Here is a 24914-nt window from a genome sequence, read left to right as displayed (position 1 = left end):
CGTATTTTCCTTATCCTGCGGCTTCCGATCAGGAACCGATGGTCAATTCTGCAACCAGGTCATAGGCGTCGCTGCGATATAGCGCTCGCGACACTTCCATCACCCGGCCCGTGTCGAGATAGGCGATCCGCTGCACCGAAAGCGCGGCAGAACCCGGCGGCATGCCGAGCAATTTGGTATCTTCATCCGTTAATATGACCGCCGAAATGCGCTGATTGGCGCGCACGGGTCTAATCCCGACACTGCCAAGTGCGGCATAGAGAGAGTTCTCGACGCGAGAGGGATCTGGCAGCAGATCATCTGGAAGATTGGTACGTTCCAACGCAATCGGCATGTCGCTGGCGGTGCGCAGCCGCACCAGCCGTGCCACTCGCGCGGTGCCGGAAAGCCCAAGCGCCATGGTTTCTTCCGGCGTTGGCAAAAACAAGCCGCGCTCCAGCCAACGTGAACCGCTGACCATGCCGCGCCGGGCCATATCCTCGGTAAAGGATGTCAGCCGTGTCAGCGGTTGCTGCATGCGCTTGACTGGCTTGACGACAAAGGTTCCAGCACCCCGGCGCCGAACCAAAAGGCCTTCAGCAACGAGGTCGTCTATTGCCTTGCGCACGGTGACGCGGCTGATACCTGCGGCCTCGGCAATGTCGCGCTCCGCAGGCAGGGCGTCGCCATGCTTAAGCTGTCCAGCTTCGATGGCATCTTCGATCAGCGTCTTTAACTTGATATAAAGCGGGCCGCCCCGGCTGGATTGCAGGCTCGCAAAAGCAAGCACATCCGTCTGCATGTCACGTTCCCCGTATCCTAGCCGAATGCTGATGGTTATTTTTTGATTACAGTACCAAGGCAATACCAATTTGGCAATAATGTTTCATTGGTCTTCTCAAAGTTCAGGATGGCAGCGTAAATTGTGCTGAAAAAACAGATATTTCCCTCAAAAAATAGGGGAAATTATCATTCAGTCTGGACGATTGGCATTTTTTTGGTATTATTCATTAACAAGAATAAATAAATGGAACAATCGTGCATAGCTCGTCGAACTCAATGTTCCCGGATGTGTGCGGAATTGGTGATGCACTTGTGAAGGCCTTGAGGTGGTTTCGCTGATTGTGAAAATAAATTTCACGACCTTGCGGAGAATTGCTTTCTCTATTGACGAAACCGCCAAAAATTCGCAGTCTCAAGAAAATAAATTACGTGAACGGGGAAAGTTCCAGCATGAAAGTCGCCATTATCGGGCTTGGTTTCCGGCTTGGTTATCTCGGTCGAGTGCTTAGTGAGATCGATCCGTCTTTCGAGATTGTCGGCTATGTCGATCCTGATCCGGCAGGCCTGCCTGGATTGGTCGAGGCGGGTGTATCGGCAGGCAAGGCATATGAAACACCAGAACAGCTGATTACCGGGGGCGGCTTCGATCTGCTGATGATCGGTTCGCCCAATCACCTGCATATCCAGCATATCCGGTTAGGACTTGAAGCCGGACTGACAGTCTTTACCGAAAAGCCGATCGTGATTTCCATCGAGGAAAGCCTCGAACTCGCCTCGCTTCTGCATACCTATGGTCATGACCGGTTGTTGGTTGGTCTTGTTCTTCGCTATTCGCCGCTCTACCGCGATTTGCGTCAGGCGCAGGCGGATGGCCTGCTTGGCAATGTCGTCTCCATTGAGGCTTCGGAGCATATCGAGCCTTATCATGGCGCGTTCTTCATGCGCGATTGGCGTCGTTACGGGCGCTATACCGGCGGCTTCATGCTGGAGAAATGCTGCCACGACCTTGATCTTTACAATGGTGTGGTGGGCGCACGGCCCCGTTTCGTCGCCAGTTTTGGTGGTCGCAAGAGCTTCATTCCGGAAAACGCGCCGGAGCAGGATGGCGTCAACGACATGGAAGTCTATCACCGCAAGCCAAGCGGTTGGTTGGGTTCCGACAAGGTCTTTGATAGCGATGCCGACATTATCGATTATCAGACCGCGATCATCGAATATGAGAATGGCGTGGCGATGACATTTCACACCAATCTCAATGTGCCCGATCAGTTTCGCCGTTTCTGCGTGATCGGCTCGAAGGGCATGGCTGAGGGTGATTTCGTGCGTGGATTCCTCGATGTCCACAATGCCCGCAACAATGGCAAGGTCATTGCCAAAACCTATAGTGCGCCGTCCGAGAAGTCGCAGCATTACGGTGCCGACGAACAAATGGCAGCCGACGTGCTGGCCTTCATTGAAACCGGAGCGAAGCAACCGGTTTCGGCTCTCGACGCCATTGAGGCGGGCATTTTGGCCCTGGCGCTGGATCAGGCCCGAGCTGAGCGTAAAGTGGTGGACCTCGCGCCTGTCTGGGCGCGTTACGATGCCTGCCTGCATGGCGAGGCGTCCGCCGCCCCTGCAAAGTCGGCATAGGGGATGGTCATGGAGGCGAAACGCAGAGCCGTTTTCTTCGCCTGGTGCCTGCTGTTGCCGGCAACCATCTATATCGCCATCATCGTTGCTTATCCGCTGGTCGATACTTTCATCCTGTCCTTCACCGATGCGTCGCTGAAGCGGGTGACGAATTGGGTCGGCTGGGATAATTACAACAAGATTTTCAACGCCACCTTCGCGGATGTCATTATCCGCACCTTCGTGTGGACGTTCTTCTCCGTGCTGTTCAAGATGATTATCGGCACGTTCGGCGCGACGCTTCTGAACACTGCCGTGCCGGGGCGAACCTTGTTCCGCATCCTGACCATGCCACCCTGGATCGTGCCGATGGCTATCGGCATCTTCATGTGGGGCTGGATGTATAACGGCCAGTTCGGGATGATTTCCGGCATGTTGCAGCGGTTCGGTCTGGTCGATGGGCCTGTCGCCTTCCTTGCTTATGGATCGACGGCGTTCTGGGCTACGATCTTCACCGATGTATGGATCGGCGTGCCGATGGTGACGCTTTATCTGCTGGCAGCTATGCAGGCGATCCCGCAGGATCTGCATGAGGCGGCTTGGACGGACGGTGCCGGGCGGTTCTACCGGTTCCGCCGCATCACCCTGCCGCTGCTGATGCCAGCGATGATCACCATGTCAATGATTTCGCTAATCTCGACCTTCAATTCCTTCGATATCATCTGGATATTGACCCGAGGTGGCCCAAGCGGCGGCACGACGACGATGATCATCGATACCTATAAGACGGCAATTGGGTCGTACAAATACGGTGAAGGGGCGGCGCGCGCCGTGCTGATCTGCATCTTCCTGTCGATCTTCAGCTATTTCTACTTCCGCGTCACCAGCCGTCTTTCGCAGGAGCATTCCCGATGAGCACCAACAGGCAGGCGATGATCAATCGCTACAAATGGTATGAAATCATCGGCATCTATTGCGGTGTCGCGGTGTTTCTCACTTTCGTGCTGGCGCCTTTCGTGGAAGGGTTCCTGGTGTCGTTGAAGCCGCTCAGCCAGCTGTTTTCGTCACCTTATCGGTTTTGGCCGGAAAATGGTTCATTCGAAGCCTACCGAACCATGTGGGACCACGTTCCGGGCTTTGGCCGCTATATCTTCAATTCGTTCTTTATCTCGATCACGGCAACGGTGGTGGTTCTGCTGCTCGTCGTCCCGGCAGCGTATGCCTTTGCCCGTTTCGAATTCCGTGGCAGGGGTGTGTTGCTGGGGACGTTCCTCGCCGTCAACATGTTTTCAGGCGCGGTCCTGCTCATTCCGATCTTTCGGCTGATGCGGATTTCGGGAATGCTGAACACCTATTTCGCGCTGATCGTGCCGCTGATCGCCTTCCTGATCCCGACCGCCATCTGGTTGCTGAGAACCTATATGATGCGGATTCCACGGGAGCTTGAGGAGGCGGCGTATGTGGACGGGGCAAGCTATTTCTATACGTTCCGGCGCGTGGTTCTGCCGCTTGCCATGCCGGGGATTGCCGTCGTCGGCATCACCACCTTCATTACCGCCTATGCGCAGCATTTCATCTTCGCACTGACCTTCAACTCGAAGACGGAATACATGCCACTGCCGATTGGCCTGTTTGCCTATTTCGGCCGTCAGGAAGTGATCTGGAACGAGTTGATGGCCGCAAGCTTCGTCGGTATTGCGCCGGCGATGATCATGATCTTCTTCCTGCAACGCTATCTGGTCAGTGGCCTGACGGCGGGAGCAGTCAAGTAGGCAGCCGGTTTCGAAACAACCAAGACACGTTTAATGTCAACAAAGGGGAACCATCGATGAAAAACACTTTGACCATCATGGCGGGCGCGCTGGCGCTGCTGGCAAGCTCGGCTCTGTCGAGTTTTGCGGCGGATAAGGAAATCAGCTGGATCTATTGTGGCGACAAGATCGACCCGATCCATGAGAAATATATCAAGGTCTGGGAAGGCAAAAAACCGGGCTGGAAGATTGCGCCTGAAGTGGTTGGCTGGGAACAGTGCCAGGACAAGGCAACCACCTTGGCCGCCGCCGGGACGCCGGTTGCCATGGCTTATGTTGGTTCGCGCACATTGAAGGAGTTCGCCGAGAACGACCTGATCGTCAAGGTGCCGATGACGGATGCCGAAAAGAAGAGCTATTATCCGAACATCGTCGATACCGTGACCTTTGACGATACCCAGTGGGGCGTGCCGATTGCCTTCTCCACCAAGGCACTGTTCTGGAACAAGGACCTGTTCAAGAAAGCTGGTCTTGACCCGGAGACCCCACCGAAGACTTGGGCTGAGGAAATTGCCTTTGCCAAGCAGATCAAGGAAAAGACCGGTATTGCCGGTTATGGCCTGCCTGCCAAAACCTTCGACAACACCATGCACCAGTTCATGCACTGGGTTTACACCAATAATGGTCAGGTGATGGACAAGGACGGCAAGATCGTCATGGACAGCCCGGAAGTGTTGGCAGCGCTTCAGGCATACAAGGACATCGCTCCCTATTCGGTTGAAGGGGCAACCGCTTACGAGCAGAACGAAATCCGCGCCATCTTTCTCGACGGCAAGGCCGGGATGATCCAGAACAGCTCAGGCGCTGCCTATCGCCTGCTGAAGACCGATATCCACTGGGGCGTGACGACCTTGCCACTTGGTCCTTCGGCTAAGGGCCCCGGCACGCTGTTGATCACCGATAGCCTGGCGATCTTCAAGGGCTCCGGTGTCGAGGACAAGGCAACGGAATTTGCCAAATACATTACCTCGCCAGAACCGCAGGAAGAATACGAACTGACGACCGATTCCGGCCTGACGCCGCTTCGTCCTTCCGCTAAGGTCGATCAGTTGATCAAGGATAAGCCTTACTGGAAGCCGTTGATTGATGGTATCGCCTTCGGTGGACCTGAACCTTTGTTCAAGGATTACAAAGGCTTCCAGAATGTGATGATCGAAATGGTCCAGTCTGTCGTCACGGGTAAGGCCGAGCCTGCGGACGCCTTGAAGAAGGCTTCGGCTGCTATCGACCAGTACAAGTAAACATCGGGGCTCCGGCTGCGGATCATACGGGTTCGCAGCCGGTTTTTGTTTGGAATTTCGCCGGTCGCCGTTTGGTCGCCGGTCGGTATGGAGACGCAGCGCGGTGGGCCAGCTTTATCTCAACAAAGTCGTCAAATCCTTTGGCCATTTCGATGTCATCAAGGGCGTCTCGCTCGACATCAAGGACGGCGAATTCATGGTTTTTGTCGGCCCATCCGGCTGTGGCAAGTCCACGCTGCTTCGGATGATCGCCGGACTGGACGATACGACCAGCGGCGATATCGTTATCGATGGGGCTCGGGTCAATGCGCTGCCGCCGGTTGAGCGCGGCATTGCCATGGTGTTTCAGTCCTATGCACTCTATCCGCATATGACGGTGTTTGAAAATATCGCCTTTCCGCTGCGGGTCGAGAAAATGCCCGAGGCGCAGATCCGTGAAAAGATCGGCGCAGTGGCTAAGGTTTTGCAGCTAGATCAGCGCTTGCAGCAGAAGCCGGGCCAGCTTTCCGGCGGACAGCGGCAGCGGGTGGCGATTGGCCGGGCCATCGTGCGCGAACCGAAGATTTTTCTGTTCGATGAACCGCTTTCCAATCTCGATGCCGCCTTGCGTGCCGACATGCGCATCGAACTGACGCGACTGCACCGGCAGTTGAAAGCAACGATGATCTACGTCACCCACGACCAGATCGAAGCAATGACCATGGCCGACCGAATCGTGGTGTTGCATGGTGGTCATATTGCCCAGGTGGGCGCACCTCTGGAGCTTTACCACAAACCGCAAAACCTGTTTGTTGCTGGCTTTATCGGCAATCCGAAGATGAATTTCGTGCCGGTTTCCTGCAAGGGCGTTGGGCCTGATGGCGTTACCGTTGCCTACGAAGGCCGGTTGGTGACTATTCCTGTCTCCGGACGCCCCGATATGCTGGGTCAGGAGCTGACGCTTGGCATCCGTCCAGAACATCTGGCGCTCGGCAAAGGTGATTTTTCCATCACTGTGACACCCAGTGTCGTTGAGCGGCTCGGTGCCAGCACAATCGCCTATGCGTCGCTCGCAAATGGTGAGCCCTATTGTGCGGTCTTCCCTGGATCTGCTCCCGTTCAGCCTGACCAGCCGATGACGACGGTCATCAAGGCCAGCGACTGCCATCTGTTCGATGCCGATGGTGAGGCGCTGGAACGCCATATCAATTGGCAGGCAGAAACATTGCCGGACGCGCTGAGGGCAGTTCAGGACTAAAAATAGGCGGAGCCGCGGCTACCAGACCAGGCCGCGTGCCGCCACTTGTTCCACCCGCGTCACCACACCATTCCGGTGAAATGTCATGATGTCGAACAGGTTTGACACGACGCAGGTGTGGTTGGGAATGATCCGCACTTTTTCGCCGATCTCGGGCCGCTTACCGCTAATCTTCGAGAGATCGACGGTGCCGTGTTCTTCGGACAGGCCGGTGATGACAGCATCCGGATAGTCAACGATCAGGCCGTAGTCGCTAAAGTCGAGCAGGTCGGATGTCAGCGCTTTAGAGCCAGCATCCAGAATGGCACGATCCGGTGTCGGGCGCGACACGACGGTGGCTAGGATATGCATTGCGCAATCGTCAAGCGTGCCATGTCCAGCCTTCGCCATGCTCCGGTCGCTATAGATATAGGTGCCGGCGCGATGTTCGGTGGCCGATGGCACAAGATGGGCGGAAAACAGGCTTGGCGTTCCTCCATTCGAGACAATCGGACAGGTAATACCGAGAGTGGTAAGGCTTGTGAGGATTTGCGTAAAAAAGCTTTCGACTGCTAGCTCGGTGTGAGCCTTGGGATATGTCATTATTCCGCCGAACCGTAGGCCTTTGCTGGCGGAAATCGCTTGCGCCAGGCCAACGGCGTCTGCTGGTGTCTGCACACCGCAGCGTCCGGCACCGGTGTCGCATTCCACCAATACGGTCAGAGGTTTGCGGTTTGAAAAATAGCTTGCAAGGCCTTCGACGGTGACGATGCTATCGGCCACTACCTTCAGGCCGGAAATCCGCTCATTCAGGGCGGCGAGCCTCACGAGCTTTTCAGGCCCAAGGATATTGAAAGTAATCAATATGTCCTCGAACCCGGCACCGGCAAACACCTCCGCCTCGGTAATTTTCTGGCAATTGATACCGGTCGCACCGGCCTCCTGCTGCTGGCGGGCGAGGGGTGGAATCTTGTGGGTCTTGATATGCGGGCGAAAGGCTAAGCCGTGGACATCCATATAGGATTGAACCCGGGCGATATTGGCGGCGAGCCGATCCTCGTCGATTAACGGCAGCGGTGTTGACAGCGAGAGAACTGGATCGCCGGGTCTTGGACCAGGAATGTCAATTGGGCGGTCCATCTCAGGCAGTCTCCGTGTCCTGGACAAGGTTGAAAGGATCGGCGCTGATCGGCCAGATGTCGCGGCGAACCCGCCGATAAGGGTTGGTAGCCGGATTATTGGGATAAGGCGATCCCGCTGAACAGTAAAGGATGTCAGAGGCGATCTTCGAAAATGCCGCGTAGAAATGATTGGTGGATTTGATCGCAAGGATATGTTTGGACGTTGGATCGATGCCGAGCGCTGTGAACAGCGAAGGGTCGTAGCTTTGCACCCGAACGGAACTGAGCACGATATCGATACCGTTCAGGTGGATATGGGCGGCGTCACCAAAAGGCGCGACACTTTCGCCAAACTGCATTTCGGCATTGGGTACGACCTTGACCACCTTCACCAGCCCATCGATTGGGTTGCCGGTTCCCGGCGCGGATTTGGCCCCAAAACGCAACGGGATTTCTGCACCTTCGCCTGCGGCCATGCAGATCTGCACGGCAATCGGGTCCCAGATCATCCCAACGGCGGTATTCGTCGCACCCTGCGCCAGAAGTTCCTCAAGCAGCACAGTCGCATCGCCTGCTGTGCCGCCGCCGGGATTGTCCCACATGTCGGCAATCACCACCGGCCCGGCGGGATTTGCAAGCGCCTGGGCAACGGCCTGCTTTTCGTTAATCTGCGGCATCATGAACGTGCCGCGTTTTTCAAACAGTTCAAGGCCAAGTGTGCGGGCCAGCGCCTCGCCTTTTGTTGCATTGCCATTGGTGATGGCGATGGTTTTCGTCCCCATTTCCGGCACGTCTCCGGCCATGAAGCCGTGAATAACCGATAGCGACAGGACGTCGGGATCTTCCCGTTCGATCTGCATCATTTTGTCCACAAAGGCGCGCATCGGCTGGCGCGAGGTGGGGAAGACATCGATCATCTGGCAGTCGAAGACCGACATGACGGGGGTGATGCGACCTTCCAGCGTATCGATGACGATCCGCCAAAGGTCACGGGCGCGGTCAACAAAATCCGTATGGGGAAATTCCTTGAAGACAACGAGCACGTCCGCCGCTTCAACCCGCTTGGCTGTCAGGTGGCTATGCGGGTCCAGTTCTGCAGCAAGCAGCACATCCGGCCCGATAATGGCGCGGATGTGGCTCAGGAAATCGCCTTCTGGGTCTAGGTAGCCATCCGCCACCATGGCACCATGCAGGCCGAGCACAACGGCATCAACGGGAAGCGCGGCTGTCAACTGGTCAAGAATTTCATCGCGCAGGCTCTCATAAGTCTGCCGATTGACCAACCCAGCCGGATCGGCCCAGGTGGCGGTGCCTTCGATCAACATCCAGTCTTTCTGGCTGCATACCTCCCGGCCAACGGTAATCGGCGCGGTGCAGAGGGTCGGCGTTGCCGGGTGCTGGCCGGGTGGCGCGTAAAGGGAAGCCTCGAAAGCGCGCCGGTCGATGCAGATCGGCGAGAACGTGTTGGTTTCCGTTGCAAAGGCGGCTGTAAAAATGCGCACGGAGTGGCCTCCAATCACGGTTGATGGAACGAATATTTCTCAGGCTACGCCCATCGGGTTGGGCAAATAACCGGTAAAGCCTGAAATTTTCCAGCGGCCTTCATGCAGGCGGCAATAATAGAGCGTTTGCCACAGCATGGTATCGAAACCGCCATCGGCTTTTTTGATGCCGCCGTCGAATTTCTTACGCACCAAAGCGGTTTCGCCTTCGATTTCGATCTCTTCCAGCGTGGTGGTAAAGAAAATCGCCGTGCGCGGATCTTCACCATGGCTCTGACCGGCAAAATCCTTGGCCTGGCGCAGCCATTCGTCGCGATAGGCCGCGAGATTGGGGAAAGTAAGACGCCAATGATCCGGATTGGGATCGCGATTGCCGTTGATACCGATGAAGCCGTCCTCGACGAAATCACCTTCCACCATCGACCAGTCTGCGGCCAGAAAAGCATTGATGTCGCGGGGAACCAGCATCTCCCAGATCGAATGTCGCGCAGTATCGGTTTCCGGGAAGGGGTTTTTGAAGGGATCGCGCATCTCAGCCGCCTTTGTCTAAATTATTTTCATCTTCTATGAAAATCTCTAGGCAAAATCGGTTTTCTATGATGAATTGTCAATTGATCACGAAAATAATTTGCATGAGGTCGAGATGACGATCAAGCGGTATGGCGCGGAAAAAGCAGGTGCTGGCGGGCAGAAACTGCCGTTCGCAAGAGCAGTTGAGGCCGATGGCTGGCTGCATGTCTCCGGCCAGGTGGCGATGGAAGACGGCGAGATCATCCAGGGTGGCATTGTCGAGCAGAGCCATAAGGCGATTGGCAACCTGATCGCCATTTTGCATGAGGCTGGCTACGGCGTGGAGCATGTCGTGCGCTGCGGTGTCTGGATTGATGATCCCCGTGACTTCTGGAGCTTCAACAAGATCTATCAGGGCTATTTCGGCGAACATCCGCCAGCCCGCGCCTGCGTGCAGGCCTCGATGATGGTCGATTGCAAGGTCGAGATCGACTGCATAGCCTATAAGGCGACCAAATAAGGTTGGTTTGTGAGGGCTTATGGATATCTTTGCCACCATACAGGAAGATCGCGCGCAATTTTCGCCTTCCGAACAGCGGATTGCCGACATTCTCCTGAGCGAGCTGGATTTTGCCGTCGGCGCATCGATCATCGAGCTGGCGGAAAGGGCGCAAGTGTCGCCGCCGACGGTGACCCGTTTTTGCCGCAGGCTTGGGTGCCAGAGCTTTTCGGATTTCAAGGTCAATCTGGCCAAGACCGCCTATGTCGGCGTGCGTTACCTGAACCCGGAAGCGAAAAGCACTGAGCCGCCGGATGTTGCTGAGGATGTGATCACCAAGGCGCAGAACGCGCTGTTCATGATGCATCGCTCTCTCGACGCAGTTATGATCGAAAAGGTTGCGGACCGGATTTCGCGGGCTGAGATGATCTACGCGTTCGGCTCGGGCGGCAATTCCTCGATGATTGCTTCGGAATTGCAAAACCGGCTGTTTCGGCTGGGGTCGCGGGTCACGGCCTGTAACGATCACCATATGCAGCTGATGTTGACGGCGGCGGCACGCAGCAATGATATCATTGTCGGATCATCCTTCTCTGGCCGCAATCTGGAACTGGCACGCTGTTTCGAGCTGGCCCGCGACAATGGCATTACCACGATCGCCCTGACCCAGAGTGACAGCGCTGTCGCCAAGACGGCTGAACTGGTTGTTGGAATCGATCTGCCAGAGGGCGACAATATCTTTCGTCCGACTTCGACCCGTTTTGCCTATCTGGCGATGGTCGATGTCATCGCCAGCCTGGTTGCCTATCGCAATCGCAAGCTTTCCATGGTGACGCTGCGCCATATCAAACAACAATTGGTCGAACATCGCGATGGCGACGACCGTCAGATTCTCGGAGACTAGGATGGCGAAATCCGTGGCTGTGGTAACAGGTGCCGCTGGTGACATCGGGCGGGCGATTGCTAGCCGTCTGGCCGCAAGCCACGATGTGGTGGTGCTGGCTGATATCGATGAGACCGCGGTGAATGCGGCTGCGGTAAGCCTCGGCGAGTCAAATATATTCGTACCGCTGGTCTGTGATGTTACCGATGAGGTCAGTATCAAAACGCTGGTATTTGCGGTGCAGGAGATTGGCGTCACCAAAACTCTTGTCAACAATGCCGGGGCTGCAAGGGCCGTCAGTCTGCACGATACCGATGCGGCGATCTGGCGTCAGGATAATGCGCTCAACCTGGAAGCTGCATTTCTGACCTTCAGGGCGTTGGAAGGTCAGTTGAAGCAATCGCAAGGCTCGGTCATCAATATTGCGTCGGTCAATGGCATGGCCGTGTTCGGCCATCCAGCCTATAGCGCGGCGAAGGCTGGCCTGATCCATCTAACCCGATTGATCGCTGTGGAATATGGCAAGTTCGGCATTCGCGCCAATGCTGTGGCACCCGGCACGGTGCGGACCCAGGCCTGGGAAGCGCGCGCCGCCGCCAATCCTGCCGTGTTTGAAGAGGCCAAGCGCTGGTATGCGCTGCAACGGATCGCCACGGCGCAGGATGTTGCTAATGCAGTGTATTTTCTGGCTGGCGATCAGGCCGCAGCCATTACCGGCGTTTGCCTTCCCGTCGATTGCGGGTTGACAGCAGGCCAAAGCGAACTCGCCCGGACATTTTCGCAGTCCGAGCATTATTGATCCTCCATCCATTCAGACCTTAGGGGAACCGTCATGGCTGAAGCAGCTTTTCGTCTGGACAATGCTTGGTATCCTGTCGAGGGCGATGACGGCGGTGGTTTCGTCTTCACCCTCTACAATTTGTCGTCCGAGCCTGTCAGCGGTTTCAAACTTGCCTATACCGCTTTGACGCGGGTGAAAGATGGTCCGGTCTGCGACAACGCGGTTTTCCTGCGGCGCAACGCCAATTTTCACCAGTTTGCGCCACCGGAAGGCCTGGTTTTGGCGCCAGGAGCGTGCTGGCGGTTTACGGTTCAGGGCCTTTGGCGGCCCGCCCGGCACCGCACTGATGGTGCAAAATCCGCTTATCTGACCCTTGCGGATGGGCGGCATGTCACCGTCTCCGTCGATGACCTGATGTTGCAAGGCCGGGTGAGCGAGCCTGCTCCTATCCTGCTTCCCAAAGGTGAGGTCACTGAGCCGTTTTTTCTTCTGCCCTGGCCTGCCGAGGCGCACCTTGCCGCAGGCGATGGTTTTCCCGTAGCGATCTATCCCGAAAAGACTACGGATCTTGCTGGTTTGCGTGCGATCGAGGGGGTTAATGCGCTTTACCGGCGGCTATTTGCAGTTGGCCATGTGCCTTTTTCGCTGGCCCCGGTCGATCAGGGCAAGGCTTTGCGCCTCGCCCATGATCCTGCTATCGGCGTATCCGCCTATCGGCTCGATTTTGCTGAGGAGATTACGCTCTCCTTTAGCGATGAGGCGGGACGGCAATATGGACTGACAGCATTGGCGCAAATGCTGCATGGAGCAAGACAGGACCCCGTTCAGTTCCGGTTTCCGGTCTCCGGCCAGATCAAGGATGCGCCGCGTTATGGCTGGCGCGGCTGCCATCTGGATGTGTCCCGGCAATTTTATCCGACGCAGGACGTGCTGCGGCTGATCGATATCATGGCCTGGATGAAGCTGAATATTTTCCACTGGCATCTGACCGATGACGAGGCTTGGCGGTTGGAAATAAAGGCTTATCCGCAACTGACGACAGTTGGTGTGCTGCGTGGCCCGGATGAGCCGATGTTGCCGCAGCTTGGCAATGGCGCGGAGCCGGTCGGTGGTTTTTACACCCAGGAGGATGTTGGCCACATCGTCGCCCATGCCGCCTTGCTGCATGTCGAAATCGTGCCTGAGATCGATATTCCCGGTCATAGCACCGCGATCTTGACGGCCTTGCCTGAACTGGTCGATGGCCAGGAAGCGCCTGACAGCTACCGCTCCGTCCAAGGCTATCCGAATAACGCGCTCAACCCGGCCATTGAGCAGACCTATGTGTTTCTCGGCAAGGTCTTGGATGAGATGGCCAAGCTCTTTCCATCCGATCTCGTGCATGTCGGTGGGGATGAGGTTGCGGCCAATACCTGGATGGCCTCGCCATTGGCAAAAAAGCTGATGGAGCAGGAGGGCATTGACGGCACATTCGGGCTGCAAAGCCATTTCATGAAGCGCATTCAGCAGATGTTGAAAGACCGCGGCAAGAAACTGGCTGGTTGGGACGAAGTCTCCCACGGCGGCGGTGTCGATCCGCAGGGAACGCTGCTGATGGCCTGGCAGAAGCCGGAGGTAGGACTGGATCTGGCGCGGCAGGGCTATGACGTGGTGATGACGCCGGGTCAGGCCTATTATCTCGACATGGTGCAGGACGAGGCGTGGCAGGAGCCGGGCGCCAGCTGGGCCGGCACCGTGCCGCCGCACCATACCTATACCTATGAAGCCGTCGCGGAATTTCCTGAGGAATTAAAGCCGAGGATGCGGGGTGTGCAGGCCTGTATCTGGTCGGAGCATTTTCTGAACCGGGATTACTTCAACCACCTGGTCTTTCCGCGCCTACCGGCTGTTGCCGAGGCTGCCTGGGCACCTAGGGATCAGAAGAACTGGCTGCGCTTTGCAGCTCTCGCACCGCTGATGCCACGTTTTTAAGGAAATCGGACATGGAATTTCGAATTGCCGTTGGTGGCATTCACACGGAATGCAGTACGTCATCGCCGGTTTTGATGCAGACCGAGGATTTTCGCGTGCTGCGCGGTGACGATCTCTTAGGTGCAGATTATTTCAGCTTTCTTGGCACGGATGGGGTCAACGCTTTTCCCTTGCTGCATGCCCGTGCCGTCCCGGGCGGCCCGGTTTCGCGTCAGACCTATGAAAGTTTCAAGGCCGAGTTCCTGGATCGGTTACAAGCCACTCTGCCGCTGGACGGGCTCTATCTCGCCATGCATGGCGCCATGAATGTCGAGGGCATGGACGATGCCGAGGGTGACTGGATTTCGGCTGCCCGCGCTGTGGTTGGACTGGATTGCACGGTTGCGGCAAGTTACGATCTGCATGGCAATGTTACCCAGAAAATCATCGATCAACTGGATATTTTCGCTGGTTATCGGACCGCGCCGCATATCGATGTGCGCGAAACCATGGTCCGGGCCTGGGAGATGCTGATGAAGGCGCTGCGGTCCGGCGAGAAACCCGGTGTCGTCTGGGCGCCTGTGCCTGTCCTTCTTCCAGGGGAACGAACCTCTACCGAAGATGAACCCGCCAAGAGCCTCTACCTTCAATTGCCGCAGCATGACAAGCGTCCCGGCATATGGGATGCCAATCTGATGGTTGGTTATGTCTGGGCCGACGAGCCCCGCGCCACGGCCTGTGCCGTCGTCACAGGCGTGGATCGAGGCGAGGCGCAAAAGGTGGCTGAAGAGATCGCACAGTCTTACTGGGAGGCGCGTAACGCCTTCCGGTTCGGCCCGATGACGGGGGCACTGAATGATATGCTCGACATCGCAGAAACAACTCAGAACCGGCCGATTGTTCTCGCTGACTCTGGCGACAACCCCACTGGCGGCGGAGTGGGTGACCGTGCAGACGTGCTGGCGGCCTTGATCGCCCGCAATTTCGATGGGGCGGTGATTGGTGGGATTACCGACAAGCCCGCAGTTGATGCCTGTTTTTCCGCAGGCGTGGGGGCGAAATTGGCGCTGAAGGTCGGTGGCTCACTCGATCCGGCAAGTCCGTCGGTTGAGGTTGATTGCGAGGTGCTTCAACTGGATGATCCGGGTGCGGCGACAGAGCGCCAGGCGATCGTCAAAATCGGTGGTATTACCCTTATTCTCGCCAGTAAGCGCAGGCCCTACCACAATCTGGCCGATTTCACCCGGCATGGCATTGATCCGAAGACAGTGCGGTTGCTGGTGGTAAAGTCTGGCTATCTTTCTCCCGAGCTTCAGCCAATTTCCAATCCGAACCTGATGGCGCTGACCGATGGGGTGATCAACCAGGATATCGAGGCCTTGCCGAGCAAGCGTCGCAAGCAACCGATCTACCCTTTCGTCAAGGATTTCGACTATCAGCCGCAAGCGGTGACCTCAGCACGGTGGACGGGTAGCGATAATCGTTCAGGTTCAGATTGAACCCGTCAGACGCTCAGGCAAACTTTAAACGAGAGATAAGCGTCTCATTCCTCAAAGGTGCCGCCGGTAAAGCCAGCGGCAGCTTGTTTTTACAAAGATAGCGCGTTCATGCCGCCAGTTCTCTCCATCATCGCCGCCAATCCGGGTATCCGGATTAGCGCGATTGCGATTTTCTTCTTCGGCTTGTCCGGTGCGACCACGGCTCCCTATATGTCGATCATCGGCATACACGAGTTGGGATTGAGCAATGCGCATTACTCGCTGCTGATTTTCATCGCTTCTTGCGTCAATGTCGCCGCCAGCATCGCCGTGGGGATATTGGCCGACAGGCTTGGACATTTTCGTATGCCGATGGTGATTGTCAGCTTGTTTGGCGTGGTCGGTTATGGGGTCGTGTTTCTCGAACCGAACCAGATCATCTTCGTCGGCTCCGCGCTCTTATTGCTGCCGGTTTATAACGCCCTGAATTCGCTGATATTTGCCAATGTGCGGGCCGCATCCAAGGATATGCCGGTGCGTGAGTTGATTGCAGTCAATTCCGGGGTGCGGGCCGTTATCTCGGCCTCCTGGGTCTTGGTGCCGGGTCTGGTGGGCTTCTTTCTGGCAGGTCAGAAAAGCATGCTGCCTGCCTTTCTGTTTGCCAGCCTTGGCGGACTCGCCTGCTTCGTGCTGTTTCTGGTCTGGCTGCCGAAGGCGGAGGCACGGGCCGAACCCTCCGCAAGTCTGGCGTTTTTTTCATCCTTGTCGAAAATCGCTTCGCCAGGATTATTGTTGCGGCTTGGCGCCATCGCGCTGATCACCGCCATGCTGCAAATGAACGGCGTCGTGCTGCCCCTTGTCATGACCGGGCCAGCACATGGCACGACCGGTGATGTCGGTATTATCGTCGGTATCGTCGCCTTTCTGGAAATCGTCTTCATTCTGTTCTGGGGCTGGGTGGAGCGCAAGACCTCCAGCGTGGCAACGCTTGTCGCCGGTGCGCTGATCTATTGCGTCTATCTGCTGGGCCTCGGCCTCGCCTCGCGGCCAGAACATGTCTATTTGCTCTCCGGCATTGCGGGTTTCGGGGCGGCGGCGATTATCAGCGTGCCGATTACCTATCTGCAAAACCTGATCGCTGACCGCGCGGGCCTTGGTAGTTCGCTCATTGCGGTGAATATCTTCCTGAGCGGTGGATTGAACTCGCTGCTCTTTGCATTTGGCACCGGGGTCAGCAATTATTCAGGCACGGCAATGCTCGGTGCCCTGGCTGGCTTCTGCGGTATTTTGCTGTTGCTGATACTGGAAAAGCCACGGTCCTTCAGGGGCGCTCAATGACCGGAATACAGAGAAGAAACCATCATGGCAGAACGTGAACCAGAAAAGAACCATGGCGGTTTGCTGGAAGTCTGCGTCGATTCCGTTGCAGGGCTGGAGGCGGCGATTGTCGGTGGCGCCGATCGGATTGAGCTTTGCGCCGCTCTTGACTGCGGGGGGCTGACGCCGACGTCAGGTCTGATGCAGCGCGCCGCTCAGGCACCGATCCCGGTTTTTGCGATGATCAGGCCACGGGCAGGCAGTTTCGTGTTCTCAACCGATGAGGTCGCCGTCATGGGGGCGGATATCCAAGCTGCGCGGCAGGCAGGGCTGGCGGGTGTCGTTCTCGGGGCGTCTCTGCCTGATGGACGGCTGGACCTTGAGGTGCTTGGCAAACTTACGGCGGTCGCGTCTGGCCTCGCCATGACATTGCACCGGGCTTTCGATCTTGTGCCGGACTTTGAGGAAGCGCTGGAGCAGGCGATTGCGCTGGGGTTTGGCCGAATTCTCACGTCCGGTGGCGCGCAATCCGTCGTCTCCGGTTTCGATCGACTGAAATCGCTTTCAAAGGCGGCAGATGGCAGGATCGTCATCATGCCCGGTGGCGGGTTGAGGCCTGATCGCATTGCGCCGTTCTGGCAGGCAGGCCTGCGGGAGTTTCACGCCTCTTGCAGCGCGCCGATCGAGGCTGATCCGGTTCTGGTCGAGTTTGGTTTTGCCAAGGCAGGGCAGATGCAGACCGACAGTGATGTGGTCCGGAGACTTGCCGAGGCAATCGGAAACTGCCGTACCCTGCCTTGATGGACTATACGGCTGCCGGTTCCACCTGGCGCGGCGCGCCTTTTTCGTCCAGCGCCACCATGATGAAATGGGCGTCGGTGACCTTTTGGCGCTCCTGCGTAAACTGCCGGCGGACCCAGCATTCGACATAGAGTGTCATGGAGGTGCGACCGACGTGGCTGATGGATGTGTAGATGCACACGGTATCGCCGACCTTGACCGGCCGCTTGAAGCTGACTTCTTTGACCGCTGCTGTGACCGTGCGGCCTTTCGCACGCTCGGAAGAGCGGATGCCAGCAGCTGCGTCCATCTGCGCCAGAACCCAGCCACCAAAAATATCTCCGGCGGGATTGGTATCGGCTGGCATCGCGAGTGTGCGTAATGTCAATTCGCCCTGAGGCTCGTCAATCTCAGTCATTGTCTTCCAACTTTCGCCTAGAGGATGGTGGACTCTGCGCTATCGCCGCAATCCTCCATCTAATCGAAATGAGAAATAGGCTCTCAGGGGGGAAAGGTCGAGAGCGCAGGCATGCGCCAGCGACACTGCGGCTTTGCTGAAAAGCTTTACCTTCCGATTTTAAGGCTTTTCAGCGACCTCAATCGATGCGATCAGCCGCTCGACATAAGCGGCAAACAGGACGCCCATATCTGTACTATCGGGCAGCCGCAGCCAGAGCATTTGTAGGCCATCCATCAGGCCGATAATTTCCGTTGCTATCCCTTGGGGATCGATGTCGGATTTGATCTCATGATTCAGAATGCCTTCTGCAAAGATACTGGCCAGTTTGTGGCGCAGTTGCAGGCTACGTTTGTGAAACCACGCCTGGGCCGGGTGCCCTGCAAGCAGGCTTTCGGCGTTAAGGATCGAAAATGCCCGCACAACCCCCTCCGATTGCATGTTTTGGTTGGTGACCTCAACCAATAGGCCGAGGAAATCGCGCCAATGCGGGGTTTTCTTGTTTAAGTCCGGCGCTGTCTCTTTGTCTCGTCGTTCCAGGATCGCCAGGAGAAGGTCAACCTTGGTCGGAAAATAATGCAGAAGACCAGGAAGAGACAGGCCGACATCCTCAGCAATGTCTGCGATTGCAGCATTTTGAAAGCCATCCTTGGCAAAACGGTTGAGCGCAGCCTGCAGAATTTCTTCTCGCCGCGCGGCCCCTTTCACCGAATTCCGGCGGCGGCCTGCGACTGTATCGACGGGAGGTAGGCCTGCATCGGATATGTCCTGTCTTGCCATTTATCTCACTTTCAGGTTGCATCGCATGCCCTCCTTAGAGCTTGTCTTGGGAAAAGTGGAACCCAATTTTCTGAAAAGACAAACGAAAACGTAAGAGGCCAAGGGTGATGGCTCAATCCGAACCTGATCGCCTTTGGAGCTCAATCGAAAACCGAGTGAAGGCAGACAGGATCTCTTGCTAGAAATAATAATACCGAGTAGTTGGTAGGTAAATAGGGAGGAGTATCACATGATCGACAGTCTGCTTGATGAGATGACCCTTGAGGAGCAGGTTTCCGTGCTATCAGGTGCGGATTTCTGGACCACTGTGCCGGTGGAGCGGCTCGGTATTCCAAAGATCAAGGTGACTGACGGGCCAAACGGCGCGCGCGGCGGCGGGTCACTGGTGGGTGGTGTGAAGGCGACATGCTATCCCGTGGCGATTGCGCTTGGTGCCACCTGGAACCCGGCGCTTATCGAGGCGATGGGTGTCTCTTTGGCGGGACAGGTGAAGAGCAAGGGTGCGAGCGTCCTTCTTGCGCCAACCGTCAATATCCATCGGTCCGGGTTGAACGGGCGCAATTTCGAATGCTATTCCGAAGACCCGATGCTGACGGCGGCTTTGGCTGTTGCTTATATCAAAGGCGTGCAGAGCCAGGGCGTGGCGGCCACGATCAAGCATTTCGCCGGCAATGAATCCGAGATCGAACGGCAGACGATGTCCTCGGATATCGATGAACGCGCCTTGCGCGAAATCTATCTTCTGCCCTTCGAACAGGCGGTGAAAAAGGCGGGTGTTATGGCGGTTATGTCCTCCTATAACCGGCTGAACGGTACCTATACAAGCGAACATAACTGGTTGTTGACGGATGTGCTGCGCGAGCAATGGGGCTTTGACGGCATTGTCATGTCTGACTGGTTCGGCTCGCATTCCACATCAGACACCATCAATGCCGGGCTTGATCTGGAAATGCCCGGCCCAACTCGTGATCGTGGTGAAAAGCTGGTGCAGGCGGTTCGCGACGGCACCGTCAGGCCAGAAACGGTGCGCGAAGCGGCGGGGCGCATTCTCACTCTGTTGGAGCGTGTCGGGGCGTTTTCGTCCGCGCCTGACCTGTCCGAGCATGCCGAAGATCTTCCCGCTGATCGGGCGTTAATCCGCAAAATTGGCGCTGAAGGTGCGGTCCTTCTGAAGAATGACAACATCCTGCCGTTGGAAAAAGCTTCCCTGAAGCGTGTCGCGGTTATTGGGCCAAATGCGGCTGTTGCCCGGGTGATGGGCGGCGGCAGCGCCCAGATCAATGCCCATTATACAATCAGCCCGCTGGAGGGCATTCGCGCGGCTTTGCAAGGCACTGCTGATGTGCAGCACAGTGTGGCCTGCGGCAATAGCCGGTTGGTCAAGCTGTTCTCGCAGCCGGTCACTGTCGAGTATTTCAAGGGCGTCAATTGTAAGGGTACTCCTGTTGCAACGGATGCGGTGCAGACAGGGGAGTTTTTCTGGTTCGAATTGCCGTCGCCGGATCTGTCTCTGACGGATTTCTCAGTGCGTTTCACCGGCACCTTCATGCCGCAGGAGGATGGTCCGCATCTGCTGGGCATGACCAACTCCGGCCTTGCCAAGCTATATGTCGATGAAGAACTGGTAGTTGACGGCTATACCGATTGGAAGCGCGGCGAAAATTTCTTTGGCACCGCCAATGATGAAATTCGGCACTCGGTGGAGATGAAGGCTGGCCGTAGTTACGCAATCAAAGTTGAATACCTGTCGCCACCCCCAGAAGAATACGGCATCCATATCACCGCGATTCGCTTCGGCATCGAAAGAATTCTCGGTGAAGACGCGATGGTGGAAGCAGTAGAATGCGCAAAAGGCGCGGATGTGGCGTTGCTCTTTGTTGGGCGCGAGGGGCAATGGGATACGGAAGGTCTCGATCTGCCCGATATGCGCCTGCCGGGCCGTCAGGAAGAATTGATCGAGCGCGTTAGCGCCGTTAATCCGAATTGCATTGTTGTGCTGCAAACGGGTGGGCCGGTTGAAATGCCTTGGTTGGAAAAGGTCAAGGCGGTGCTTCAGGTCTGGTATCCAGGCCAGGAGCTTGGCAATGCCGTGGCTGATATGCTGTTTGGCGATCAGGAGCCGGGCGGGCGTCTCCCGCAGACGTTTCCAAAGCGGTTGTCGGATAATTCCGCCATCACAAATGACCCGTCGATCTATCCCGGCAAGGATGGCCATGTGCGTTATGAGGAAGGGGTGTTTGTCGGTTACCGTCATCACGACAGCCGTAACATCGAGCCGCTTTTTCCCTTCGGGTTCGGGCTAGGCTATACCAGCTTTCATTGGGATCAGCCTCAGGGCTCCGTTTCCGAAATGACCGCATCCGGCGTGACAGTCTCCGTCAGGGTCACCAATACCGGAAAACGGGCAGGGTCCGATGTGGTGCAACTTTATGTCGAGGCACCTGTCTCTGGTGTTGGACGCCCATTGAAGGAGTTGCGGGCCTTCGCCAAGATTGCCCTGGAGCCAGGTGAATGCGGCGAAGTGACCCTTGAAATCAGCCCGCGCGACCTGAGTTATTACGATGTCGATGCAGCGGCATTCCGGGCGGTAGCGGGTCAGTATCGGCTATTGATCGGCGCCCATGCACAGGACATCCGCAGCACGATCACGATTCACAATCCGCAGGAATGGCTTTGTGCTGTTGACGACAGGGCGATCTGATCGGAGGCTTAAATCCTTATCCGGGCTTCAAATCCATCCTGTCGTCCGCTGGCGGGTGACAGGATGTCGAAGCGGGCATTCATCTGCTCTGACAAACGCTCGATAATCGACAAGCCGAGGCCCGATCCGGGCGTGGTTGCATTGGCACGTTGGAAGCGTTTTCGGATGGCTATCAATTGTTCGGGTGGCAAAACCGGTGAACCGTTGACGACGCGGATCGTGCCGTCTTCGCCAAGTGTCACCTCAACCGGCGCACCCTGTGTTCCATGTCGCACAGCATTCTCGATCATGTTACGAATGACGATGGCAAAGGCGTCTTCGCTGACGGCGCGTGGCAGGGTTGCTGTTGGCGGGTGTCGATAAACAATGGCATTTCCCGTGGCGCGCTGGAAATCCTCCACGACAAGATCGAGCACGGGTACGAGATCGACAGGCTGCCCGGTCGAGCCGATGCCCGCTTCTGCACGAGACAATTGCAACAGTTTTTCCGCGAGGCTGGCTAGCTTTTGCAGCGAAGTTTCCACCTGACTCGCCCTGGCACGGGCTTCCGGCTCCTTCAACTGGGCCAGCATCAATTGCGTTTGCGCCAGGGCGCCGGCAATGGGGGTGCGCAATTCGTGGGCACTATTGGCGGTAAATTCGCGCTCGGCATCCAAAGCGGCCCGCAATCGGGTGAGCAGAAGATTGACGGAACGTCCTATGGGCTGCAATTCCTTGGGCAGTGGGCTAAGGTCGATTTCCGCCAGATTGCCGTGATCTTTCTCGCTGATTTCCTGTCGAAACTGTTCAACGGGAAGGAGCGAACGGCGGATGATCAGCCATGCTGCTAAAACGCTGAGTGGGACGAGCGCAATCACCGGCAGCAACATGGCAAGACCCGCCGCAAGAGCCGAGATATGCCGATGTTTCATCGAGTCGGCCACCTGAACGATGATCGTGTCGCTGACCGCTGTGGTCGTATAGATCCGGTATTTGTCGTTTTGCCAGAAGCCGGGTGTCAGCGGCGCGGGCAGGGGGGCTGCTGCCTCGGCATGGGAGTGCATCAGCACTCGACCGCTTGCGTCCCTCACCTGATAGATCAGATATCCATCGGAATTGGGATCGACAGTGCTGAGGATTTGCACGGGGCTTTTCAGCGGGTCGCGCTGCATGATGTCATCAACGACCAATGGCAAAAGCCTGTCACCGGTCTCCTGCAGAGCGCTGTCGAAAATCTCGCCAAACTCAGCCTGCATGACGATGGCGCCACAGCTTGCCGCGACCAGCCAAAGCACGGTAATCGCGCCGGAAAGCCACAAGAGAAGTTTGCGGGTAATGCTTGGCATGGTCATGCCGCTCCCGCAATGCTGTAGCCGACGCCTCGGACGGTTAGCAGGCGATCCTTACCGATCTTCTTGCGCAACCGGCTGACATAGACTTCCACCGTATTGCTTTCGATTTCCGATCCGAACGCATAGAGGGCTTCCTCAATGCGGGCTTTGGAGACTACGGCACCAGGCCTTGCCAAAAGCGCATCAAGCACCGCCCATTCACGGCTGGAGAGGCTAATGGCCTCGGCACCATCGGCAATACGTCGCTCTGCGGGGTTGATTTCCAATGTGCCGATCCGAATGACCGGATTTGGCTTTGCTGCATAGCGACGCGCGACCGCCAATATGCGCGCCGTCAGCTCATCGAGATTGAATGGCTTGACCAGATAGTCGTCAGCGCCGGAGTTGAGGCCCTCGATCCGATCCGAGATCTGGTCATGGGCGGTGAGGATGATGATCGGGGTCACGTCGCCATGCTCGCGCAACCGTTTCAGAAAGTCGATGCCGTTGCCATCAGGCAAACGCAGGTCGAGCAGGATCAGGCCATAGGCAACGGTTCTGGTGCAGGCCTCAGCGTCCTGTAGCCCCTTCATCCAGTCCACCGCATGACCGGCTGCCCCGACATGATCGCGAATGGCCTGACCCAGAACAGCGTCGTCCTCTACAAGTAATACCCGCATGCATATCTCCGATCAGAACGGCAGAGGCGCGAGACGCCCGAAATAAAAAGCTTTTGACGTTCTTTATGACACCTAGCTTAAGCGGGTCGAAATTTCAGAAAAATCTTGGAAGGCTGCACACAGCGGATCTTCAGCTTGGTGTCAGCGCAACCGACGATAAAGGGCAGTCGCGTCGATAAACGGCATTTTCTACGTTCGTTATCTGCGTGCGGCGACAGTTCCCCGAAGCAGTTGATGGGTTGGTAGACAGAAGGGTCGATATGAAGATTGTGCTGATTGCGTTGTCTATCACTCTGGCTCTGGCAGGCCCGATTCTGGCTGGGGAAAAATGCGCGGTGCCGCTGAAAGAATGGCAACCCCGAGAGAGTTTGCAGAGAAAGCTTGAAGGAGAGGGCTGGAATGTTCGCTCCATCAGGAGCGGCGACGGGTGCTATGAGGCCCACGCTGTCGATTCCAGCGGCAACGCCGTCGAAGCTTATTTCGATCCGAAAACGTTTAAGCCGATTGACCAGAAAGACTGAGCGCTTTGATACGGTCATCTATTGCCCCATTCCATAGCGGAACCACAACGTTGGGCAAAAAAAAGCGCCGCGTTTTGAGGCGCGGCGCTAAATCAATTCCCGAAGTCGAGGGGACTTCTTCGGGCGGCCACAGGTTGGGCGAATGGATCTCAGAATGGCAGAGGGGACGCCGGAGGAAGATCCATTCCCTGTGAGAAACAATGTAGAACCAGTTTCTTACCTTAATATTAAATAAATCTAATAAAATGGAGCCTCATATATCTTTTTTATAAATCCGTCCCTCAAGCAGGTCGATCTGTATCTGCTGCAACTCTGCCAAGCGCGCCCATTGATGGGCCATCTGGTGGTCGATCTTTTCATGCAATTGGCGGATTTCCAGTTCGGCGCGCAAGTTGATCATGTAATCGTTTTCCGCCCGCTGCCTATCCTTTTCCTCCTGGCGCTTCTGGCTCATCATGATGATTGGCGCCTGCATTGCGGCGACACAGGACAGTAGCAGATTCAGGAGGATGTAGGGATAGGGGTCGAAAGGCCGAAGAAATAGCCCGATAGAGTTGATTGCCATCCAGGTGACGAGGATGATGGAAAAGATGATGATGAATCGCCACGAACCGCCAAAAGAGGCGACGGCGTCCGAGGCGCGATCCCCAAACCGAAGCGGCCTTTCGTTCTCCGCCGCAGCGGTCTGAACCGTGGAAACATCGCGGCCAAGATCGGCGATCACGCGTCGGTCAAGGTCCGAAAGCTCACCGCGTTCTTCCTGAAGCAGTTTTTCGACCCGCTGGCGACGCAGTGCTGACAGGTCGTCGTCGCAGATCCGGGCATCGGCGGCCACGGGGCCGCATTGCGCCTCGATCAATTCTATCAACGAAGATCGCATCGAGTTGACGGCATGCAAATGCCTTGGCGGAACGGTTTTATGGCAGAGGCAGCATTGATGCGACTGATGGCTGGATGTGGGAGAAATGTTGGACACGCAGGGCTCCGACAGAAAAGACCGGGC

At 56.7% G+C, this 24914-nt stretch carries 23 protein-coding genes; 14 read left to right on the top strand and 9 right to left on the bottom strand.

Annotated elements, in window-relative coordinates:
• Positions 1–28 precede the first annotated feature (28 nt).
• Complete coding sequence (locus H1Y61_RS20950; RefSeq protein ID WP_180574694.1) at positions 29–781, bottom strand: GntR family transcriptional regulator; 753 nt, start codon at positions 779–781, stop codon at positions 29–31.
• 431 nt (positions 782–1212) lie between these two features.
• On the opposite strand from H1Y61_RS20950, the gene H1Y61_RS20945 reads away from it, so the two are divergent.
• From H1Y61_RS20945 to H1Y61_RS20925, 5 genes are all read left to right on the top strand, one after another.
• Complete coding sequence (locus H1Y61_RS20945; protein ID WP_180574693.1) at positions 1213–2394, top strand: Gfo/Idh/MocA family protein; 1182 nt, start codon at positions 1213–1215, stop codon at positions 2392–2394.
• A gap of 9 nt (positions 2395–2403) precedes the next feature.
• The gene (locus H1Y61_RS20940) at positions 2404–3288 is read left to right on the top strand and encodes a carbohydrate ABC transporter permease (protein WP_060716174.1); all 885 of its coding nucleotides are present in this window, start codon (positions 2404–2406) and stop codon (positions 3286–3288) included.
• Positions 3285–4145, top strand: coding sequence for a carbohydrate ABC transporter permease (locus tag H1Y61_RS20935; protein WP_012654455.1), 861 nt, complete (start codon positions 3285–3287; stop codon positions 4143–4145). The genes H1Y61_RS20940 and H1Y61_RS20935 overlap by 4 nt, the downstream gene beginning before the upstream one ends.
• Before the next feature lie 77 nt (positions 4146–4222).
• Positions 4223–5425, top strand: coding sequence for an extracellular solute-binding protein (locus H1Y61_RS20930; protein ID WP_409364009.1), 1203 nt, complete (start codon positions 4223–4225; stop codon positions 5423–5425).
• 103 nt (positions 5426–5528) lie between these two features.
• Positions 5529–6662 carry an ABC transporter ATP-binding protein gene (locus H1Y61_RS20925; protein WP_174113170.1) on the top strand — a complete coding sequence of 378 codons (1134 nt, stop codon included), beginning with the start codon at positions 5529–5531 and terminating at the stop codon, positions 6660–6662.
• A gap of 18 nt (positions 6663–6680) precedes the next feature.
• Here H1Y61_RS20925 and H1Y61_RS20920 read toward each other — a convergent pair whose 3' ends face one another.
• The 3 genes from H1Y61_RS20920 to H1Y61_RS20910 are packed head-to-tail and all read right to left on the bottom strand — an operon-like array spanning position 6681 to position 9795.
• Complete coding sequence (locus H1Y61_RS20920; protein WP_180574691.1) at positions 6681–7781, bottom strand: D-TA family PLP-dependent enzyme; 1101 nt, start codon at positions 7779–7781, stop codon at positions 6681–6683.
• 1 nt (position 7782) lies between these two features.
• Entirely contained in the window at positions 7783–9264 is a 1482-nt protein-coding gene (locus H1Y61_RS20915) for a M81 family metallopeptidase (protein ID WP_180574690.1), read from the bottom strand.
• A 39-nt stretch (positions 9265–9303) separates the two neighbouring features.
• Entirely contained in the window at positions 9304–9795 is a 492-nt protein-coding gene (locus tag H1Y61_RS20910; RefSeq protein ID WP_180574689.1) for a hypothetical protein, read from the bottom strand.
• 112 nt (positions 9796–9907) lie between these two features.
• Here H1Y61_RS20910 and H1Y61_RS20905 point away from each other — a divergent pair, with 112 nt between their 5' ends.
• From H1Y61_RS20905 to H1Y61_RS20875, 7 genes are all read left to right on the top strand, one after another.
• Entirely contained in the window at positions 9908–10294 is a 387-nt protein-coding gene (locus H1Y61_RS20905) for a RidA family protein (RefSeq protein WP_012654461.1), read from the top strand.
• Positions 10295–10313: 19 nt separating this feature from the next.
• Positions 10314–11177 (top strand): MurR/RpiR family transcriptional regulator, encoded by an 864-nt coding sequence (locus H1Y61_RS20900; protein WP_180574688.1) that lies wholly within the window; start codon positions 10314–10316, stop codon positions 11175–11177.
• 1 nt (position 11178) lies between these two features.
• Positions 11179–11955: an SDR family oxidoreductase gene (locus tag H1Y61_RS20895; protein WP_180574687.1), complete on the top strand. Its 777-nt coding sequence runs from the start codon at positions 11179–11181 to the stop codon at positions 11953–11955.
• Between the two features lie 33 nt (positions 11956–11988).
• Complete coding sequence (locus H1Y61_RS20890) at positions 11989–13908, top strand: beta-N-acetylhexosaminidase (RefSeq protein WP_180574686.1); 1920 nt, start codon at positions 11989–11991, stop codon at positions 13906–13908.
• Between the two features lie 11 nt (positions 13909–13919).
• Positions 13920–15386 (top strand): M81 family metallopeptidase, encoded by a 1467-nt coding sequence (locus H1Y61_RS20885; RefSeq protein ID WP_180574685.1) that lies wholly within the window; start codon positions 13920–13922, stop codon positions 15384–15386.
• Positions 15387–15494: 108 nt separating this feature from the next.
• Entirely contained in the window at positions 15495–16703 is a 1209-nt protein-coding gene (locus H1Y61_RS20880; protein WP_180574684.1) for an MFS transporter, read from the top strand.
• Positions 16704–16727: 24 nt separating this feature from the next.
• The gene (locus tag H1Y61_RS20875) at positions 16728–17483 is read left to right on the top strand and encodes a copper homeostasis protein CutC (protein WP_180574683.1); all 756 of its coding nucleotides are present in this window, start codon (positions 16728–16730) and stop codon (positions 17481–17483) included.
• Positions 17484–17487: 4 nt separating this feature from the next.
• Here H1Y61_RS20875 and H1Y61_RS20870 read toward each other — a convergent pair whose 3' ends face one another.
• Complete coding sequence (locus tag H1Y61_RS20870; protein WP_180574682.1) at positions 17488–17880, bottom strand: acyl-CoA thioesterase; 393 nt, start codon at positions 17878–17880, stop codon at positions 17488–17490.
• Positions 17881–18039: 159 nt separating this feature from the next.
• Positions 18040–18699, bottom strand: a complete 660-nt coding sequence (locus H1Y61_RS20865) for a TetR/AcrR family transcriptional regulator (protein ID WP_174113179.1) — start codon at positions 18697–18699, stop codon at positions 18040–18042.
• A gap of 229 nt (positions 18700–18928) precedes the next feature.
• Between H1Y61_RS20865 and H1Y61_RS20860 the strand changes: the two genes are divergently transcribed.
• Positions 18929–21400 (top strand): beta-glucosidase, encoded by a 2472-nt coding sequence (locus H1Y61_RS20860; protein ID WP_180574681.1) that lies wholly within the window; start codon positions 18929–18931, stop codon positions 21398–21400.
• A gap of 8 nt (positions 21401–21408) precedes the next feature.
• Here the strand turns inward: H1Y61_RS20860 and H1Y61_RS20855 are convergent, their stop codons facing one another.
• Both H1Y61_RS20855 and H1Y61_RS20850 read right to left on the bottom strand, forming a co-directional pair.
• Complete coding sequence (locus tag H1Y61_RS20855; protein ID WP_180574680.1) at positions 21409–22731, bottom strand: sensor histidine kinase; 1323 nt, start codon at positions 22729–22731, stop codon at positions 21409–21411.
• Positions 22728–23390: a response regulator transcription factor gene (locus H1Y61_RS20850; RefSeq protein ID WP_180574679.1), complete on the bottom strand. Its 663-nt coding sequence runs from the start codon at positions 23388–23390 to the stop codon at positions 22728–22730. The genes H1Y61_RS20855 and H1Y61_RS20850 overlap by 4 nt, the downstream gene beginning before the upstream one ends.
• Positions 23391–23650: 260 nt before the next feature.
• Between H1Y61_RS20850 and H1Y61_RS20845 the strand changes: the two genes are divergently transcribed.
• Entirely contained in the window at positions 23651–23911 is a 261-nt protein-coding gene (locus H1Y61_RS20845; protein ID WP_180574678.1) for a PepSY domain-containing protein, read from the top strand.
• A gap of 253 nt (positions 23912–24164) precedes the next feature.
• On the opposite strand, the gene H1Y61_RS20840 is transcribed toward H1Y61_RS20845, so the two are convergent.
• Positions 24165–24887 carry a DUF1003 domain-containing protein gene (locus tag H1Y61_RS20840; RefSeq protein WP_235680920.1) on the bottom strand — a complete coding sequence of 241 codons (723 nt, stop codon included), beginning with the start codon at positions 24885–24887 and terminating at the stop codon, positions 24165–24167.
• Positions 24888–24914 lie beyond the last annotated feature (27 nt).

The sequence above is a fragment of the Agrobacterium vitis genome, from assembly GCF_013426735.1.
GTDB classification, from domain to species: Bacteria; Pseudomonadota; Alphaproteobacteria; order Rhizobiales; family Rhizobiaceae; genus Allorhizobium; species Allorhizobium vitis_D.
Note: the sequence above shows the minus strand (reverse complement) of the source record. Positions and strands in the feature narration are given on the sequence as shown.